Below are 15,994 nucleotides of genomic sequence, written 5' to 3' on the forward strand. Positions count from 1 at the left end.
GTTTTGCCCACGTTCATACTTTTAGCGCACGGATGGGTGTTTCGCCAGTGGGGGTTTCGGCGTTTTGCGCGATTCGCACGGTTCGTGCGCGCCGGTTCGGAGCGTCGCGCGGCAGATTCGCGCCGGTTTGCCGTCGATGTAGACGGGGGACGATGCAGGGGTGGGCTAGGCGCGCATCATGCCTGGTCGAGGGGCACCAGGGGTCGGTTCTCGTAGAAGGTCTGGAGCACCACGGTGGTGCGGGTGGTGACGTTCACAGCCTTGCGGATGTCGCGGATGAGCGCCTCGAGGTCGGGCGGCGCGGCCACGCGCACGAAGAGCATGTAGCTCGCGTCGCCGGCGATCGAATGGCACGCCTCGACGGCCGCGAGATGCTCGAGCAGCTGGGGGACCTCGTCGATCTGCGCCGGGTCGAGCGGCGTGATCTCGATGAACGCCGAGAGCGGACGCCCCACGGCCTCGGGGTTCACCAGCGCCATGTAGCCCGTGATCACCCCGCTCGCCTCGAGCCTGCGTAGGCGCGCCTGCACCGCGGACGTCGACAGGCCCACGTGCGCGGCGAGCTGGGCGAGCGTGGCGCGCGCGTCGCGCGACACCTCCGCCACGAGGCGCGCGTCGACCGGATCCTGCATGAGGGGGACGCTACCGCATCGCCCGATCGGACGGGACACGCCGCGCCCGCCCGGACCGGCAGATTCCTTGACCCGCGCATCGTCCAATGAAATGCTTCCTGTACTGCACGTGAAATGCAGGAATGTTTCCGTCTCGACGCCGAGGGAGGTCCCCCATGTCCTTGTCAGTCGCACCCACACAGGCAGTCATCGGAGAGCCCGAGGTCGTCGAGGACGTGCGGTCCGTCGAGTCCAGCGTCGCATGGCGGCGGCTCAAGGAGGCCGCGACCGCGCTGCAGGCGTTGCAGGCGAGGAACGGCTCGATCCCGGACGCGACCCACCACCCGGCGGCGCGCCGCCACGTCGAGACGCTCGTCGGCTCGATCGAGGTGCTCGCACCCCTGTTCCCGCACGACGCGGCCTACCTGGAGACCCTCCCCCGCGACTTCTCGCGATGGGTCGACGGCGGCTTCGCCGAGCCGGACTTCCTGGACTCGCTGGTCACGTTCCAGCCGCAGCAGCACCGCGTGGACGGGACGCGCCACCTGGTGGTGTTCCCCATGTACACGCAGAACGGATCGTCGAACCGGCACGTCGAGGCGCTCCTGGTGGAGGCCATCTGGCCCGACTTCATCGCGGAGCTCGAGGCCGGCGACTACGGCAACGCCCTCTTCGTGTCGCTGCGGCTGATCGACTTCACCCCGGGATACGACACCAACTCCGCGGTGCTGTTCCCCGAGACCGTCGCGATGCGCGAGATCCCGCAGTTCACGTGGGGGGCGATCTTCCAGGACCGCGAGGCCGCGCGCTACCGACGCGTCGTCGCGGCCGCCGCCGAGACCACCAAGCTCACGCTGCCGGCGGAGGCCGCGGCGATGCTCGCGGACCAGGACCTGGCGGAACGCACGTTCGTGATGTGGGACATGATCCACGACCGCACGCACATGCGCGGCGACCTCCCGTTCGACCCGTTCATGATCAAGCAGCGCATGCCGTTCTTCCTCTACACGCTCGAGGAGCTGCGGTGCGACCTCACGGCGTTCCGCGAGGCGGTGAGGATCCAGACGGCTCTCGACGCTCGGGTCGCGGAGGGCGAGGAGCTCACCGCGGTCGAGGAGGACACGCGCAGGCACGCGGGGCTGGTGCAGTACGCGGTGCTGTTCGACCGGATCTTCCGGTTCCCGATCACGGGGACGCGGGTGCGCAACTACGACGGGCTGGGCGGGCAGCTGCTGTTCGCGTGGCTGCATCGCGCGCGGGTGATCGAGTGGCGCGACGTCGAGCTGAGCGTGGACTGGTCGCGGGTCCCCGAGGCCGTGATCGAGCTGAGCGACGCGATCAACCAGCTGTACTGGGAGTCGATCGACCGGCCCAAGACCGTGCACTGGCTGCAGGCGTACGCGCTGGTGTCGAGCGTGGTCGCCCCGAACCCGGCGTCGGTGTGGGCCGAGGGGCTGCCGCGCGAGGTGCTCGCCGGGCCGCCGAAGGGCTACACGGACCTGGTGATGGACGACGAGTTCCCGCTGTCGATGTTCTTCGAGGCGCTCGACAAGAAGATACGGCCGGTCATCGAGTCCACGGCCGGGATCCGGGCGACCCCGGCGTGACGATGCACGGGGTCGCGGGGCGGACGGTGCTGGTCGCGGGCGCGACCAGCACCGTCGGCGCCGCCGCGGTGGGCGCTCTGGTGAGCGCGGAGGCGCGCGTGATCGCCACCGGGCGGTCCGCCGAGCGTCTGGAGCCGTTGGCTGCTCTGGGCGCGCGGGTGGAGGCGCTCGATCTTGCGGACGAGGACGCGGTAGCCGCCTTGGCGGCGCACCTTCACGCCGACCGGGTCTCGCTCGACGGCGTCCTGCACCTGGTGGGCGGCTGGCGTGGGGGCGGCGGGATCGCCGGCCAGACCGAGGCCGACTACCGTGTGCTCGAGGCGTCCTTCACGGCGTTGCGCCACGTGTCGCGCGCGTTCGACGCGGACCTGGTCGGCTCCCCCGCCGGTCGTCTTGCGATCGTGTCCTCCACCGTGGTGGAACGGCCGCTCGCGGGCGGCGCGAACTACGCGGCGGTGAAGGCGGCGAGCGAGGCGTGGGTGCGCGCCGTCGCACAGGGGTACGCGAAGCAGGCGCGGGACGCTGGCGAGCCGCTGCGCGCCGCCGCCGTGATCTTCCGGGCGACAACCCTCGCAGGACTCGAGGAGTCCGTCGCGGAGGCGTTCCTGGGGCTGTGGGAGGCGGGTGCGCCGGCGAACGGTGCGACGCTGGCGCTGGTCGCCGACGGCGCCTGACAAGGCGGAAGGCCCGGTCCATCCGGACCGGGCCTTCGTGTCTGGTACGCCCCCAGGGACTTGAACCCTGAACCCACTGATTAAGAGTCAGTTGCTCTGCCAATTGAGCTAGAGGCGCTCTGTCCCGCATCGCGGAACGAGAGACAACGTTAGCAGGCTTTCGACGCAAATGTGAAATCGGCACCCGGGGTCGACCGTGGCCCTCGCGCTGGCGGTCGACGCGGCTACGGTGGACCCCATGACCGACACCCGTCTGAGCGTGGGCGACACGGCCCCCGACTTCACCGCCCCGACCGACTCCGGCACCTTCACCCTCGCGGACATGCGCGGCAAGAAGGTCATCCTCTACTTCTACCCGGCCGCCATGACCCCCGGGTGCACCACGCAGGCGTGCGACTTCCGCGACTCCCTCTCGGCGCTGCACGCGGCGGGCTACGAGGTGGTCGGCATCTCCAAGGACTCCCCCGCCAAGCTGGCCGAGTTCCGGGAGAAGGAGGGTCTCACCTTCACGCTCGTCTCGGACGAGGACCTCGCGATCCAGAACCTCTACGGTGCGTGGGGCCTGAAGAAGCTCTACGGCAAGGAGGTCGAGGGGTCGATCCGCTCGACCGTGGTGGTCGACGAGTCCGGCAAGGTCGCGGTCGCGCAGTACAACGTCAAGGCCACCGGCCACGTCGCCAAGCTCCGCCGCGACCTCAAGATCGACTGACACGCTCGAGGCGGCACCACGCGCCGCGCGCGCGCCCGTATCCTTGACCGCGCGCGCGAGTGGCGGAATTGGCAGACGCGCTGGATTTAGGTTCCAGTGTCTTCGGGCGTGGGGGTTCAAGTCCCCCCTCGCGCACCAGCAGGCTCCGGGCCCGGCCACGCCGGGACCGGAGCCTCACGCGTTTCCGGGGCACGCACCGCCACACTGGTCGCCGTGACCCACGACCTCCTCACGCTCGCGGCCGCCGGCTTCCTGGCGGGCCTCGCGGTCGCGATGCCGCTGGGGGCGATCGGCCTGCTGATCCTGCGCGAATCCATGGTGCGCGGGCTGGGCGAGGGCCTCGCCGCCGCGGCCGGGGTCGCCACCGTCGACCTGGCCTACTGCGCGGTCGCGGTCGGGTTCGGCGCCGCGATCGCGCCCGCGCTCGAACCGTGGCTGCCGTCCATCGCGGTGGTCTCGGGCGTGGTCATCGTCGGGATCGGCGCCTGGCTGCTGCGCGGCGCGCTGCGCCCGGCGGAGGCTGCCACGACCCAGGACGGCGCGACCATCCCCGGCCGCCCCCTGCGCGTCTACGGCCGCTTCGTCGCCCTCACCGCGCTCAACCCCGCGACGGTCGTGTACTTCCTGGCGCTCGCCGCGGTGGTGACCACGGTGACGACGGCCGCGGCCGGTCCGGCGGTGTTCGTGGTCGCCGCGGGGCTCGCGTCGCTGCTGTGGCAGGCGGGCCTCGCCGTCGTGGGAGCCGCGGTCGGCGCGAAGGTCTCCCCGCGCATCGTCCGCGCGCTCGGCATCGCCGCCGCGGTCGCCGTCATGGCGCTCGGCGTCGCCGCGATCGTGGCGGCGCGCGCGGCCTGAGCCACCCGCGGCAGGACACGCCAAGGGCCCGACCCCTCCGCGAGGAGGGATCGGGCCCAGGCGAGGTCGAGCCTTAGGCGGACTCGGTCTCGGCGATCTTGGCGCGGACCTCGTCCATGTCGAGGCCCTCGATCGCGCCGACGAGCTGCTGCAGGGCCGGGCCCGGCAGCGCGCCGGCCTGGTTGAAGACCATGATGCCGTCGCGGAAGGCCATCAGCGTGGGGATGGCGGTGACGCCGTACTTGATGCCGAGCTCCTGCTGCGCCTCGGTGTCCACCTTGGCGTGCACGATCTCGGGCTTGGTGTCCGACGACTGCTCGAAGATGGGCGCGAAGCGCTTGCAGGGGCCGCACCAGTCCGCCCAGAAGTCGACGAGGACGATTCCGTCCTTGCTCACGGTCTCATCGAAGGTCTCGGTGGTCAGGTCGATCGTTGCCATGGGTTCCTCTCTTCGGCATATACCCCTAGGGGTATTTTACCATGCCCCTCAGTGCGGTGTTCCGGTATCCAGATTGTCATGCTCCGGCGCGGATGTGAGGCCACGCGCGGCCAGGCGGTAGAAAAGACTCATGACCGACATGGCCGAGCTTCCCGACGAACCCACCGGTTGGCTGTCCGACCGCGAGCTGCACCACGTCCGCTCCGAGCTCCCGCTGGTGTACGTCAACGTGATCCCCGTACGGATTAATCCCATGGGCGAGATCACCGAGGTGGGCCTGCTCCTGCGGGCCTTCGACGGCGTCATCTCGCGTGCGATCGTGGCGGGCCGCGTGCTCTATCACGAGCGCATCCGCGACGCGATCGTCCGCAACCTCGAGAAGGACCTGGGTCTCGGCGCGATGCCGCAGGTGCCGCTGTCGCCGGTGCCCGTCGCGGTCGCGGAGTACTTCCCCACCAAGGGCGTCACCCCGTTCCACGACTCGCGTCAGCACGCCGTCGCGCTGGTCTACGTGGTCCCTGTCGAGGGGCACTGCGAGCCGCAGCAGGACGCGCTCGACCTCACGTGGATCTCCCCCGAGGAGGCCGCGAGCGACGACGTCGCGGGCGACATGGCCGGCGGCCAGCACGTGCTGCTGCGCCAGGCGCTCGCGCACTGCGGCGCGCTCAGCTGAGCATCCGGCCCAGCTCGGCCCACCACTCGAGGCGGGTGGCGCGCCCGTCATAGGAGGCGCGACCCTGGTTGCGTCCGCTCGGGCTCGGCAGCACGAACACCCTGGCACCCTCGAGGGCCCAGTCCTGTGCGCCCAAAGCGGGGCGCGGGCGGCCGAGCCACCGCGCCGCCTGGCTTCCGGCCTCCTTGGACGTGAAGGCCACCCAGGCGGGACGATGCGCGGCCACCTTCGCGGCGAGCGCCGGGACGTCGTACGGCAGGCCCCGGTCGTGCGACTGCGCCATGGTCTTCACCAGGTCGGTCAGGCCGATCCCGTACCCGGCGACGCGCGCATCGTCCCCAGGCGCGAGCGCGACCGGAACGATGCCGGCGAGGTGCAGGTACTCCCAGAAGCGGTTGCCCGGGCCCGCGTAGTAGTGGCCGCGCGCCGCGGAAGCGAGACCCGGAGCCGTGCCGCAGAACACCGCGCGCAGGCCCGGCCCCAGATGATCGGGGAGCACGGGCCCGGCCACGTCAGCCGCCCAGCACCGCCGCGACGTGCGGGGCGAGCGCGCGGAACGCGAGGCCGCGGTGCGAGATCTCGTTCTTGCGCGCGGGTTCGAGCTCGGCGTTGGTGACGGACTCGCCCTCGGCCACGAAGATCGGGTCGTATCCGAATCCTCCGCCGCCGGCGGGCTCGCGCGTGAGGCGGCCGGGCTGGCGACCGAGCACCACCACCTCCTCGCCGGCCGGCGTCACCAGCGCGGCGGCGCACACGAAGGACGCGCCACGATGCTCGTCGGGGATGTCCGCCATCTGCGCGAGCAGCAGGTCGAGGTTCTCGCTGTCGGCGCCATGGCGGCCGCTCCACAGCGCGGAGAAGATGCCGGGCGCGCCACCCATGACGTCGACCGCGATGCCCGAGTCGTCCGCGATCGCGGGAAGGCCCGACGAGGCGGCGAGGGCGCGGGCCTTGATGAGCGCGTTGTCCTCGAAGGAGATGCCGTCCTCGACGGGCGAGGGGGCGTTCAGGTCCTTCGCGGAGGCGAGGTCCCCGGCAGCGAGGCCGGGGATGAGGTCGGCCAGGATCGCGCCGATCTCCCCCACCTTGTGCGCGTTGTGCGTCGCGACCGCGAGGCGCGCCACGCTCAGTCCTCCTGCGCGGGCTCGAGGGCGAGCGCCTGGAGCACCGCGAGATCGGCGTTGCCCTGGGTGGCGAGCGCGAGGAGCGCGTCGAGCTCGTCCTTGGAGAAGGGCGCGCCCTCGGCGGTGCCCTGCACCTCGACGAACCCGCCCACGCCGGTCATCACCACGTTCATGTCGGTCTCCGCGCGCACGTCCTCGACGTACGGCAGGTCGAGCATGGGGGTGCCGTCGATGATGCCGACGGAGACCGCGGAGACGGACCCGGTGAGGGGCTGCGCGCTCGCCTTGATGGCGCCGCTCCGCTTGCCCCACGCGATCGCGTCCGCGAGCGCCACGTACGCGCCCGTGATCGCGGCGGTGCGGGTGCCGCCGTCCGCGTCGAGCACGTCGCAGTCGAGCACGATGGTGTTCTCGCCGAGCGCCTTGACGTCGATGATCGCGCGCAGCGAGCGGCCGATGAGGCGGCTGATCTCGTGCGTGCGGCCGCCGATCTTGCCGCGCACGGACTCGCGGTCGTTGCGCGTGTTGGTCGCGCGGGGCAGCATCGCGTACTCGGCGGTGACCCACCCCTCGCCCGAGCCCTTCTTCCAGCGCGGCACGCCCTCGGTGAAGGACGCGGAGCACAGCACCCTGGTCCCGCCGAACGTCACCAGGCACGAGCCCTCGGCGTTCTTCTGGAACCCGCGCTCGAAGGCGATGGGGCGGAGCTGGTCGGGAGTGCGGCCGTCGGCGCGAGTCACAGTCATGGTGACGAGCCTATCCGGGCGCGGGTCCGCCCCTCCCCCCGAGCGCTCATGCACACGCATGTGGCGCTGATCCACACGAAGCCCGGGATGTGTCCGCGCACATGCGCGTGCGAGCCCGGATTCGCCGCCCCGTGTGTGGACGGGCGCGCGCGGAGCCGGCACACCACATCACGCCTGGTCACGGCATGGTCACGGGTTGATCACCAACGCTTCCGCCGCGCCGGTCGTCTCCCTAGCATGAGCGACATGAGCACACGCGCCGTCGCGACCCGCCCCTTCCGCCGGGGCGTGGTCATCGCCTCGCTGCTCGCCGCCGCCTTCGGGTTGGCGGGCTGCTCCTCCGGCGCCGACTCGTCCTTCGCGGGGACGGACGAGGAGCAGTCCAGCGTCGACGGCGCCGAGTCCGACTCGGGCGGCGACGGCGGCGCGATCTCCGCGGACAGCCCGTCCGGCGACCGCGCGCTCATCGTCACGGGTGAGATGTACATGACGGTCGAGGACCCCATCGCCGCGGCTGACGACGCGACGGGGATCGTCGAGGACGCCGGCGGCCGCGTCGACGCCCGCAGCGAGACCGCGCCGCAGACCTACGACGGCGGATCGGCCCACCTCACGCTCAGGATCCCGGCGCCCGAGCTCGACCCGGTGGTCGAGGAGCTCCGCAGCCTCGGCACGGTCGACGAGTTCTCGACGAGCTCCGCCGACGTCACCCGCGAGGTCGACGACCTGGCGGCCCAGATCTCCACGCTCCGCGCCTCCACCGCGCGGATCGAGGCGCTCCTCGACGACGCCGCGGACATCAAGGACATCATCACGCTCGAGGACGAGCTCGACTCCCGCCAGGCGGAGCTCGAGAGCCTCGAGGCCCGTCAGCGCGGCCTCGACGATCAGGTGTCGATGTCCACCATCGACCTGTCGCTCACCACCGAGCCGGTGGTGTTCGTGGACGACTCGCCGCGCACCTTCTGGAGCGGCCTCGCCTCCGGCTGGGACGCGCTCACCGCGTTCGTCTCGGGCGCGCTGGTGGTCACGGGCGTGCTGATTCCGTGGCTCGCGGTCGCGGCGCTCATCGCCGCCGTGGTGGTCGGCCTGGTGCGGGCATCGCGGACCCGGAAGGCGGCGAAGGTCGCCGCGGCCCCGTCGGACCCGACCCCGCCGGCCGCGACCGCGGGATCCTCGCACCCGGGCGACAACTAGAGCACGTGCACCGCGCCCGGCACCGCGAGGCTCACGGGCGCCCCGAAGGCCACCGCCGCGAGCTCGAGCGTCCCGGACGGGTCCACCCACGAGGCGACGTGGGTGACCACCAGGTCGCCGACCACCGCGTCGCGCGCGAGCGTGCCCGCCTGCGTGCCGTTCATGTGGACACCCTCGGGGTTGACGCGCGAGTGGGCCCAGCCGGCCTCCGCGAGCAGCACGTCGCAGTTGAGCGCGAGGTCGAGCACCTCGTCGCACCGGTCGGTGTCGCCGGTGAACACCAGCGACGCGACGCCGCCCGTCTCCGAGGGCCCGGCGACGCGCACCGCGACGGCCGGGACCGGGTGCCACGCCGTGGCGAAGGTGAGGGTGAAGGGGCCCACGACCACCGCATCGTCCCCCTCGACGGGGGTGAAGGCGAACGGGTCGAGGTCGTGCCTGTCGGTGGCGCCGGCGACCTGGAGGATGCGCTCGTCGATGCCGGGCGGGCCGTAGAGCGGGATCGGCGCGAGCTCGCGATCCTTCGTCGGGCCGTAGCGGCGCAGCACGGACAGCGCGGCGAGGTCCGCGCAGTGGTCGGGGTGGCCGTGCGAGACCACCACGGCGTCGACGGTCGCGGGGTCGCAGTACCGCTGGAGGGGTCCGATCGCGCCGGAGCCCAGGTCGAGGACGATGCGCCACGTGCGCCCGTCCGCGTCCTCGCCGGAGACCAGGTAGCAGGACGCGGGCGAGTCCGCCCCCGCGAGGGAGCCGGCCGCGCCGACGACCGTGAGCCTCACGGCGCGGTCTCCACGGCCGGCAGCGGCTCCACCTGCGACACCACGGGGCCCAGGAAGCGCTGCGCGAGCGCCTCGAAGCGGTCGCGAGGACCGGTGGCGTAGAAGCGGTGCGTGGGCGGGCGCAGGCCCGGGTTCTCGAGGCCGTTCGCGGCGAGCACGCGGTACACGTCGCGCGCGGTCTCGGACGCGGAGTCGACCAGGGTGACGTCGGGTCCCATGACGTAGCCGATGGCGCCCGCGAGCAGCGGGTAGTGCGTGCAGCCCAGGATGAGGGTGTCGACGCCCGCCTCCTGCAGCGGCGCGAGGTACTCGTGCGCGACACGCAGCACCTCGACCCCGGAGGTCTCCCCCGCCTCGACCAGCTCGACGAACCGGGGGCACGCCTGGCTGGTCACCTGGATGTCGGGCGCGGCGGCGAGGGCGTCCTCGTACGCGCCGGAGGTGACGGTCGCGCGGGTGCCGATCACCCCCACGTGGCGGCTGCGGGACAGCGCCGCGGCGCGGCGGGCGGCGGGGATGATGACCTCGACCACGGGCACGCCGCGCTCCTTGGAGAAGCGCTCGCGCGCGTCGCGCAGCACCGCCGCGGATGCGGTGTTGCAGGCGATCACCAGGGTCTTCACGCCGTCCGCGATCAGGGCGTCCATGATGTCGAGCGCGTGCTGGCGGACCTCCGCGATGGGCAGCGGGCCGTAGGGTCCGTGGGCGGTGTCGCCGACGTAGTGCACGGACTCGTGCGGCATGGTGTCCATGATCGCGCGGGCGACGGTGAGGCCCCCCACGCCCGAGTCGAACACGCCGATGGGCGCGTCGTTCATGCCTGTCCTCCTAGCCTGAGCGACACCAGCGACTCCTGGAGCCACGTGAGCGCGTCGTAGACCATGCCGAGCCACAGCCGTTCGGGGTCGATCCCCACCTCCGCGGGCGAGGATCCCTCGAGCGCGGCGGTGGCGTCCGCGATCTCGTGGTGGAGACGCTCGGCGTCCTCGTCGTGTTCCAGGCCCAGCCGGGACGCGATGACCAGCCGCACGTCGGTGAGCGCGGCCGCGGTCGCCATCACGTCCTCCGCGGGCACGGTCCAGTCGGTGCCGCCGGTGCTGAGGTCGTCCCACATGCGGCGCAGGCGGGTGAGCTTGGTGGCGCGCAGGTCGTCCTCGGTGAGGCGGCGGAACTCGTCGGCGACCTCACGGTCGTCGGGCGCGGCGTTGGGCAGCAGGCGCAGCAGGGCCGGGTCGTCGGGCTCGGGAGGCGAGTCCGCGAGTCCGTCGAGGAACGCGAGCGCCTCCGACAGGTCCTCGCGGTGCGGCAGCGCGGCCTGGCGCTCGCCGCCGAAGTCCTCGCCGCCCAGCAGCAGTCCCACATCCGCCACGATCCTCGCGATGACCAGGCGCTCGTCCTCGTCGAGGGCGGCGACGGCGGCGCCGTCCCGCGCGGAGAAACCCCTCACGCGTCGCTCCGCTGGAGCGTCGCCCACAGGCCGTACGAGTGCATCGCCTGCACGTGCACCTCCATCTGCTCGCGGCTGCCGGCGCTCAGGACGGAGCGGCCCTGCTCGTGGACCTCGCGCATGCGCTTCTCCGCCTCGGGGAGCGGCAGGTGGAAGTACTCCTGGAAGACCCGGGTGACGTAGCTCATGAGGTTGACCGGGTCGTTCCACACAATCGTGACCCACGGGTCGGACACGCGCGTGCCGACGCCCGCCTGGGTGTCGAGCCGCTCCTGGGTCCCCATGGGATCAGCGTACGGCCGGGAGCGGCCGGAGCCTCGTTACTCGTCGCCCTCCGGGCCGAACGCGCCGTCGATGATCTCCTTGCACGCGGGGCACACGGGGAAGCGGTTCGGGTCGCGGCCCGGCACCCACACCTTGCCGCACAGCGCGATGACGGGCTCGCCGGTCATCGCGGACTCGAGGATCTTCTCCTTCTTCACGTAGTGGGAGAAGCGCTCGGCGTCGCCGGGCTCGACCAGCTCGCGGGTGTCGGTCCGCTCGATGGTCGCGGTGCCGCCCTGGGGCTGGGTCATCGGCTCAAGGGTCTCGCTCATGCGGCCCATGGTACGCGGGCGTCGCCCGCCCGGGGCAGGGCGTTGGGGGGACGATGCGGCGGTCGCCTCACGCGATCGCGGCGAGCAGGCGGCCCGACCGGCGGTCGTACAGCGCGCCCGCGAGGCGCAGCCCGCCCGCGTACGCGCCGACTCCCGCCACGACGCCGGCGAGGCACGCGACCCACCCCCACGCCGTCGCCACGGTGAGGGCGAGCACGAAGGGCAGCACGACGAACGGCACCAGGCTCATCGCCGCGATCGAGGAGACGAGCTGCGCCGCGAGGCCCGCGCCCACGGCGCCCACCTCGGCGCCGAACGGGCTCGCGCCCGGCGCGGGGGCGCGGTACGGCAGCAGGACCGCGCTCACGGCGGCGACACCGAGGCTCACCCCGAGAACGCCGATGGCCGCGCCCACCAGGCCCGGAGCATCGTGCCACCGCCCGGTCCACGCGAGCGTGCCCAGGCACGCGACGATCACGAGCGGCAGCGCCCACCCGGCGACCGCCGCGAGGCGGCCCCGCATCACGGCGCCTCCGAGCCGCCCGGAGACGATGTCGAGCCACAGCGCGCTCGAGTCGAATGCGACGTCGTTGTGCCGTCCCCAGCCGATGGTCGCGGCGAGCATCAGCGGCACCAGGTACGCCCAGCGGCGGTCGAGGTCGAACACCGGCATCACGAGCGCGAAGAACGTCACGGGCAGCAGCAGCACGCCCGCGAGCGAGGCGAGGTAGCGGGGGTCCGAGGTCCACGCGCGCGCGAGACGGGCGTGCACGGCGGCCGCGGCAGGGTCGCGGGGTGCGCCGACGGAGCGGACCGGGTCGAGCACACGGTCGTGGTGACGGCGCGCCCCGCCGCCGCGACCGACGGGGGCGACGAGGCTCCGGGCGACGTTCTGCTGCCAGACGGCGAGCAGCGCCAGCATCCAGCCCGCCTGCAGCGCGAGGCGCCACGCGGCGCCCAGCCAGTCGCCCGCGGCCGCCGCGCCAGGGGCTGCCGCGCCCGCGCCGAGCGGGGTGTCGGCGAGGCGCTCGAGCACCAGCGCGATGTCCTCGACCACCACCTCGGTGAGGCCCTCGCTGAAGAGCACCCACGCGAGCGGAGCGATCGCTGCGAGGCCCGCGGTCATCGCGGCCGCGGTGGCGAGCTTGGCGCGGCGCGAGGACAGCAGCCGCGCCGCCCAGGCGGCGCTCACCCGCGCGCCGAGGACCATCGAGGCGAGCACGAGCCCCAGCCCGACCAGGGCGACGGCGAGCACCGCGCCACCCTCGCCGGCCCAGGCGCTGCCCAGCATCGCGAGCGCCGCGGCGACGAAGAGCGCGGGAAGCGTGAGGAGGCCCGCGACCAGGAGGCCCGGCATGATCGCGCGGGCGGAGACGCCCAGTGACCGGAACCGGGCCGCGTCGAGCGAGTCGTCCAGCCCGGAGATGACGAGGGGCACCGTCACCCAGCCGAGCGTGAGGATCGCGACGAGCGCGACCATCGCGTCCGCCCGGAGGTCCGCGTCCTGGCCCGCGAGCGCGGATCGCGCGATGAGCAGCGACGGCAGCATCGCGAGCGCCCACAGCACCCCGAGGGCGAGCACCACCGCGCGCCACCAGTCGCGCCGCAGGAGGTGGCGCATGGTGGCGAGGCGGATGGCTACGACTGTCGCAACCACGTGAGGTCCCGCTGATCGCGGACGTCGCCCACGAGCTCCACGAACCTCTCCTCGAGGTCCCCTCCCCCGCGCACGTCGCCGAGCGTGCCGGCCGCGAGCACGCGCCCCGCGCCGACCACCGCCACGTGGTCGCACAGCCGCTCGACGAGCGCCATGACGTGCGACGACATCACGACCGTGCCGCCCGAGTCGACGAACGCGGCGAGGATGCGCCGGATCGCGCCGGCGGAGACGGGGTCGACGGCCTCGAACGGCTCGTCGAGCACCAGCACGCGCGGCGCGTGCACGAGCGCGCACGCGAGGCCCACCTTCTTGGTCATGCCCGCCGAGTAGTCCATCACGAGCACCTGCCCGGCCTGCTCGAGATCGAGGGCGGCCAGGAGGTCGTCGCGGCGCGCACGGACCGTGTCGCGGTCCAGGCCGCGCAGGCGGCCCGCGTAGGAGATGAGCTCGGCTCCGGTGAGCCGGTCGAACGTGTGAAGACCGTCCGGCAGCACGCCGAGGAGTGGCTTCGCCGCCTCGGGGGCGGCCCACAGGTCCGTTCCCAGCACCGCGACGGTGCCGGCGTCGGGCTCGAGCAGCCCGGTCGCCATCGACAGCGTGGTGGTCTTGCCCGCGCCGTTGGGCCCGACGACGCCGTAGAAGGACCCCGCCGGGATGTCGAGGTCGATGCCGTCGACCGCCAGCGTGGCGCCGAAGCGCTTGGTCAGGCCGCGCAGCGCCAGCGCGGGGACGGTGGTCACCTGGTCAGCGTATCGCCGCACCGACGGCGGCGTTGACCGCGGACCCTGGGACGGCGTCATGCCTGGCTGACACACGATCGAGCGTGGCACCGTGACACCTAACCTACGGTCGCGTAGGGTTGCGGCATCCGTACACCGGGCGTGCGCGCTCACCGTCGGATGGGAACCAATCCCCCACCCCCCGGAGAGGCATGTCCACTCAGCCGTACCCCGCATCGTTCCCCCTCAACCGCATGACCTCGTCGTTCGCCGAGCTCTCGGCGACCGTCCGCGAGACCGGGCTGCTGCGTCGCAGCTACACGTTCTACTCCGTGTACGGCGCGGTGCTGCTGCTCGCGCTCGGCGGGATCGTCACCGGCGTATTGCTGCTCGGCGACTCGTGGCTGCAGCTGCTGATGGCCGCCGCGCTGGGCGTGTGGTTCACGCAGGTCGCGTTCCTGGGCCACGAGGCCTCGCACCGCACCGTGCTCGCGTCCGGCCCCGCGAACGACCGCCTGGGACGGTTCCTGTCCACCGTGCTGGTGGGGATCAGCCACCAGTGGTGGATGCGCAAGCACACGCGCCACCACGGCAACCCCAACCGGGTGGGCAAGGACCCCGACATCGAGAAGGACACCATCTCCTTCCTCGAGGACGACGCGGCGGTGGCCCGGGGCCCGATCCGCTGGATCACGCAGCGCCAGGGGTGGCTGTTCTTCCCGCTGCTCACGCTCGAAGGGCTCAACCTCCACTACCGCTCGGTCGCGTCGCTGGTGACGGGCGGCACGCGTCGCGAGCGCTGGATCGAGCTGCCGTCGATCGCGCTGCACTTCGCGCTCTACCTGGTGCCGGTGTTCTGGTTCCTGCCGCTGGGGATGGCGTTCGCGTTCGTCGGGGTGCAGATGGCCGTGTTCGGCGTCTACATGGGCGCGTCGTTCGCGCCCAACCACAAGGGCATGCGGATCATCGGGCGCGACGAGCGCGTGGACTTCCTGTCCAAGCAGGTGCTCACCAGCCGCAACATCCGCGGCGGATGGACCATGTCGATCCTCATGGGCGGCCTCAACTACCAGATCGAGCACCACCTGTTCCCGTCGATGGCGCGGCCTCACCTGGCCCGCGCACGGGAGATCGTCCGCGAGCACTGCGCGACGCTGGGCGTGCCCTACACCGAGACGTCGCTGATCGAGTCGTACGCGATCGTGATCCGGTACCTCAACCGCGTCGGGCTCGCCGCGCGCGACCCGTTCGACTGCCCCGAGCGCGTCGCGATGGGGCGGTAGCCGGCCGCTCTCGGCGGGTTCAGCGGGCGGGCGCGTCCTCGAGGATCGCCTCGGCGGCCTCGACGGGGCCCCCGGCCGGGGCATCGTCCCTCCGGGCCTTGCCTGCCACGAAGGTGTACGCGAGGCCGATCACCACGGCGCCGCCCACCAGGTTGCCCAGGCCGACGAAGGTCATGTTGGTGCCGAACTCGGCCCAGGTGACATCGCCCTGCATGAGGCCGATCGCGAAGGTGGTCATGTTGGCGACCACGTGCTCGAAGCCCGAGGCGATGAACGCGAGCACGGCCCAGAAGATGATGATGGCCTTGCCTGCCTCGGACCTGAGGCGGGCGGCGGCCCAGATCGCGACGCAGACCAGGACGTTGCACATGACGCCGCGCCAGAACAGCTCGGACGGGGTGTGGTCCACCTTGCCCGCGAGGTAGTCCTGGAAGAACTCGCCCGCCGGGCCGTGCTGGAGCACGCCGGTCTGGATCATCACCCACGCGAACGCGAACGCGCCCAGCATGTTGGAGAAGAAGATCGCGAGCAGCACGCCCATCGCGCGCACCCAGGAGACGGTGCGGCGGATCGCGCCCAGCGGCAGGATCATCATCGCGCTGGTCACCAGCTCCGATCCGGCGAACACGACGATGGTGAGCGCGGCGGCGAACACTCCGCCCGCGACCAGCTTCTCCATCGGGTCCCCGGCGACGTGGAGAGGTCCGGCGGCGGACCACATGAGGACGTCGCCCACGCCGATCCACATGCCCGCGAGCATCGCGGAGACGATGAGGCGGGCCGGGGTGCGCGCGAGCGTCGCCTTGGCGGCCGCGGCCTTCGCGTGGACGTCGACGGTGTCGGGGAGTGAGAGCACGTCACGACGGTACGCGGCG

Annotated in this window: 20 protein-coding genes and 2 tRNA genes; 8 read left to right on the forward strand and 14 right to left on the reverse strand. The window is 72.4% G+C overall.

Annotated elements, in window-relative coordinates; translation table 11 throughout:
• Positions 1–176 precede the first annotated feature (176 nt).
• The gene (locus AOM01_RS01280; RefSeq protein ID WP_062287818.1) at positions 177–632 is read right to left on the reverse strand and encodes an Lrp/AsnC family transcriptional regulator; all 456 of its coding nucleotides are present in this window, start codon (positions 630–632) and stop codon (positions 177–179) included.
• Positions 633–787: 155 nt separating this feature from the next.
• On the opposite strand from AOM01_RS01280, the gene AOM01_RS01285 reads away from it, so the two are divergent.
• Positions 788–2,218 (forward strand): DUF6421 family protein, encoded by a 1,431-nt coding sequence (locus tag AOM01_RS01285; protein ID WP_062287821.1) that lies wholly within the window; start codon positions 788–790, stop codon positions 2,216–2,218.
• Between the two features lie 2 nt (positions 2,219–2,220).
• Positions 2,221–2,892, forward strand: a complete 672-nt coding sequence (locus AOM01_RS01290) for an SDR family NAD(P)-dependent oxidoreductase (RefSeq protein WP_062287825.1) — start codon at positions 2,221–2,223, stop codon at positions 2,890–2,892.
• Between the two features lie 42 nt (positions 2,893–2,934).
• Here the strand turns inward: AOM01_RS01290 and AOM01_RS01295 are convergent.
• Positions 2,935–3,010 (reverse strand) — tRNA-Lys (locus AOM01_RS01295).
• A gap of 120 nt (positions 3,011–3,130) precedes the next feature.
• Between AOM01_RS01295 and bcp the strand changes: the two genes are divergently transcribed.
• The 3 genes from bcp (at position 3,131) to AOM01_RS01310 (ending at position 4,456) form a co-directional block, all read left to right on the forward strand.
• Positions 3,131–3,601 carry a thioredoxin-dependent thiol peroxidase gene (gene bcp, locus AOM01_RS01300; RefSeq protein ID WP_062288575.1) on the forward strand — a complete coding sequence of 157 codons (471 nt, stop codon included), beginning with the start codon at positions 3,131–3,133 and terminating at the stop codon, positions 3,599–3,601.
• Between the two features lie 53 nt (positions 3,602–3,654).
• Positions 3,655–3,739, forward strand: a tRNA-Leu gene (locus AOM01_RS01305).
• 75 nt (positions 3,740–3,814) lie between these two features.
• Positions 3,815–4,456: a LysE family transporter gene (locus AOM01_RS01310; protein ID WP_062287828.1), complete on the forward strand. Its 642-nt coding sequence runs from the start codon at positions 3,815–3,817 to the stop codon at positions 4,454–4,456.
• 73 nt (positions 4,457–4,529) lie between these two features.
• Here AOM01_RS01310 and trxA read toward each other — a convergent pair whose 3' ends face one another.
• A complete protein-coding gene (gene trxA / locus AOM01_RS01315; protein WP_062287831.1) occupies positions 4,530–4,895 on the reverse strand; it encodes a thioredoxin in 366 nt (121 codons plus the stop codon).
• Between the two features lie 130 nt (positions 4,896–5,025).
• On the opposite strand from trxA, the gene AOM01_RS01320 reads away from it, so the two are divergent.
• Positions 5,026–5,568: a DUF4916 domain-containing protein gene (locus AOM01_RS01320; protein WP_156155776.1), complete on the forward strand. Its 543-nt coding sequence runs from the start codon at positions 5,026–5,028 to the stop codon at positions 5,566–5,568.
• Here the strand turns inward: AOM01_RS01320 and AOM01_RS01325 are convergent.
• From AOM01_RS01325 to rph, 3 genes are read right to left on the reverse strand one after another with little or no spacing between them, the layout of a single operon-like run.
• Entirely contained in the window at positions 5,561–6,067 is a 507-nt protein-coding gene (locus AOM01_RS01325; RefSeq protein WP_228374178.1) for a mismatch-specific DNA-glycosylase, read from the reverse strand. The genes AOM01_RS01320 and AOM01_RS01325 overlap by 8 nt on opposite strands.
• Before the next feature lie 13 nt (positions 6,068–6,080).
• Positions 6,081–6,698, reverse strand: a complete 618-nt coding sequence (gene rdgB / locus AOM01_RS01330; protein ID WP_062288581.1) for an RdgB/HAM1 family non-canonical purine NTP pyrophosphatase — start codon at positions 6,696–6,698, stop codon at positions 6,081–6,083.
• Positions 6,695–7,438 carry a ribonuclease PH gene (gene rph, locus AOM01_RS01335; RefSeq protein ID WP_082109885.1) on the reverse strand — a complete coding sequence of 248 codons (744 nt, stop codon included), beginning with the start codon at positions 7,436–7,438 and terminating at the stop codon, positions 6,695–6,697. Before rph ends, rdgB begins: the two co-directional genes overlap by 4 nt.
• Before the next feature lie 246 nt (positions 7,439–7,684).
• Between rph and AOM01_RS01340 the strand changes: the two genes are divergently transcribed.
• Positions 7,685–8,635 (forward strand): DUF4349 domain-containing protein, encoded by a 951-nt coding sequence (locus tag AOM01_RS01340; RefSeq protein ID WP_062287836.1) that lies wholly within the window; start codon positions 7,685–7,687, stop codon positions 8,633–8,635.
• Here AOM01_RS01340 and AOM01_RS01345 read toward each other — a convergent pair.
• From AOM01_RS01345 to AOM01_RS01375, 7 genes are all read right to left on the reverse strand, one after another.
• Complete coding sequence (locus AOM01_RS01345) at positions 8,632–9,414, reverse strand: MBL fold metallo-hydrolase (RefSeq protein ID WP_062287839.1); 783 nt, start codon at positions 9,412–9,414, stop codon at positions 8,632–8,634. The genes AOM01_RS01340 and AOM01_RS01345 overlap by 4 nt on opposite strands.
• Positions 9,411–10,232 carry a glutamate racemase gene (gene murI / locus AOM01_RS01350; RefSeq protein ID WP_062287842.1) on the reverse strand — a complete coding sequence of 274 codons (822 nt, stop codon included), beginning with the start codon at positions 10,230–10,232 and terminating at the stop codon, positions 9,411–9,413. The genes AOM01_RS01345 and murI overlap by 4 nt, the downstream gene beginning before the upstream one ends.
• Complete coding sequence (locus tag AOM01_RS01355; protein WP_062287845.1) at positions 10,229–10,861, reverse strand: DUF2017 family protein; 633 nt, start codon at positions 10,859–10,861, stop codon at positions 10,229–10,231. The genes murI and AOM01_RS01355 overlap by 4 nt, the downstream gene beginning before the upstream one ends.
• Positions 10,858–11,145, reverse strand: a complete 288-nt coding sequence (clpS, locus tag AOM01_RS01360) for an ATP-dependent Clp protease adapter ClpS (RefSeq protein ID WP_062287847.1) — start codon at positions 11,143–11,145, stop codon at positions 10,858–10,860. The genes AOM01_RS01355 and clpS overlap by 4 nt, the downstream gene beginning before the upstream one ends.
• 36 nt (positions 11,146–11,181) lie before the next feature.
• Positions 11,182–11,436 carry a DUF3039 domain-containing protein gene (locus AOM01_RS01365; protein WP_439645089.1) on the reverse strand — a complete coding sequence of 85 codons (255 nt, stop codon included), beginning with the start codon at positions 11,434–11,436 and terminating at the stop codon, positions 11,182–11,184.
• An 88-nt stretch (positions 11,437–11,524) separates the two neighbouring features.
• Entirely contained in the window at positions 11,525–13,114 is a 1,590-nt protein-coding gene (locus AOM01_RS01370) for a hypothetical protein (protein ID WP_169746495.1), read from the reverse strand.
• Positions 13,096–13,917, reverse strand: coding sequence for an ABC transporter ATP-binding protein (locus AOM01_RS01375; protein ID WP_156155777.1), 822 nt, complete (start codon positions 13,915–13,917; stop codon positions 13,096–13,098). Before AOM01_RS01375 ends, AOM01_RS01370 begins: the two co-directional genes overlap by 19 nt.
• A 131-nt stretch (positions 13,918–14,048) precedes the next feature.
• Here AOM01_RS01375 and AOM01_RS01380 point away from each other — a divergent pair, with 131 nt between their 5' ends.
• Entirely contained in the window at positions 14,049–15,119 is a 1,071-nt protein-coding gene (locus tag AOM01_RS01380; protein ID WP_062287857.1) for a fatty acid desaturase family protein, read from the forward strand.
• 19 nt (positions 15,120–15,138) lie between these two features.
• On the opposite strand, the gene AOM01_RS01385 is transcribed toward AOM01_RS01380, so the two are convergent.
• On the reverse strand, positions 15,139–15,975 hold the full coding sequence (locus AOM01_RS01385; protein WP_082109887.1) for a formate/nitrite transporter family protein: 837 nt from the start codon (positions 15,973–15,975) through the stop codon (positions 15,139–15,141).
• Between the last annotated feature and the right edge of the window lie 19 nt (positions 15,976–15,994).

Source organism: Demequina phytophila, from assembly GCF_000971135.1.
GTDB lineage: Bacteria > Actinomycetota > Actinomycetes > Actinomycetales > Demequinaceae > Demequina > Demequina phytophila.

Bases quoted from the DNA above. Each gene is read 5' to 3' on its own strand.
- AOM01_RS01280 (WP_062287818.1), bottom strand. From the start codon at position 632: ATGCAGGATCCGGTCGACGCGCGCCTCGTGGCGGAGGTGTCGCGCGAC.
- AOM01_RS01285 (WP_062287821.1), top strand. From the start codon at position 788: ATGTCCTTGTCAGTCGCACCCACACAGGCAGTCATCGGAGAGCCCGAG.
- AOM01_RS01290 (WP_062287825.1), top strand. From the start codon at position 2,221: ATGCACGGGGTCGCGGGGCGGACGGTGCTGGTCGCGGGCGCGACCAGC.
- bcp (WP_062288575.1), top strand. From the start codon at position 3,131: ATGACCGACACCCGTCTGAGCGTGGGCGACACGGCCCCCGACTTCACC.
- trxA (WP_062287831.1), bottom strand. From the start codon at position 4,895: ATGGCAACGATCGACCTGACCACCGAGACCTTCGATGAGACCGTGAGC.
- AOM01_RS01320 (WP_156155776.1), top strand. From the start codon at position 5,026: ATGACCGACATGGCCGAGCTTCCCGACGAACCCACCGGTTGGCTGTCC.
- rph (WP_082109885.1), bottom strand. From the start codon at position 7,438: ATGACTGTGACTCGCGCCGACGGCCGCACTCCCGACCAGCTCCGCCCC.
- AOM01_RS01340 (WP_062287836.1), top strand. From the start codon at position 7,685: ATGAGCACACGCGCCGTCGCGACCCGCCCCTTCCGCCGGGGCGTGGTC.
- murI (WP_062287842.1), bottom strand. From the start codon at position 10,232: ATGAACGACGCGCCCATCGGCGTGTTCGACTCGGGCGTGGGGGGCCTC.
- clpS (WP_062287847.1), bottom strand. From the start codon at position 11,145: ATGGGGACCCAGGAGCGGCTCGACACCCAGGCGGGCGTCGGCACGCGC.
- AOM01_RS01365 (WP_439645089.1), bottom strand. From the start codon at position 11,436: ATGACCCAGCCCCAGGGCGGCACCGCGACCATCGAGCGGACCGACACC.
- AOM01_RS01375 (WP_156155777.1), bottom strand. From the start codon at position 13,917: ATGACGCCGTCCCAGGGTCCGCGGTCAACGCCGCCGTCGGTGCGGCGA.
- AOM01_RS01380 (WP_062287857.1), top strand. From the start codon at position 14,049: ATGTCCACTCAGCCGTACCCCGCATCGTTCCCCCTCAACCGCATGACC.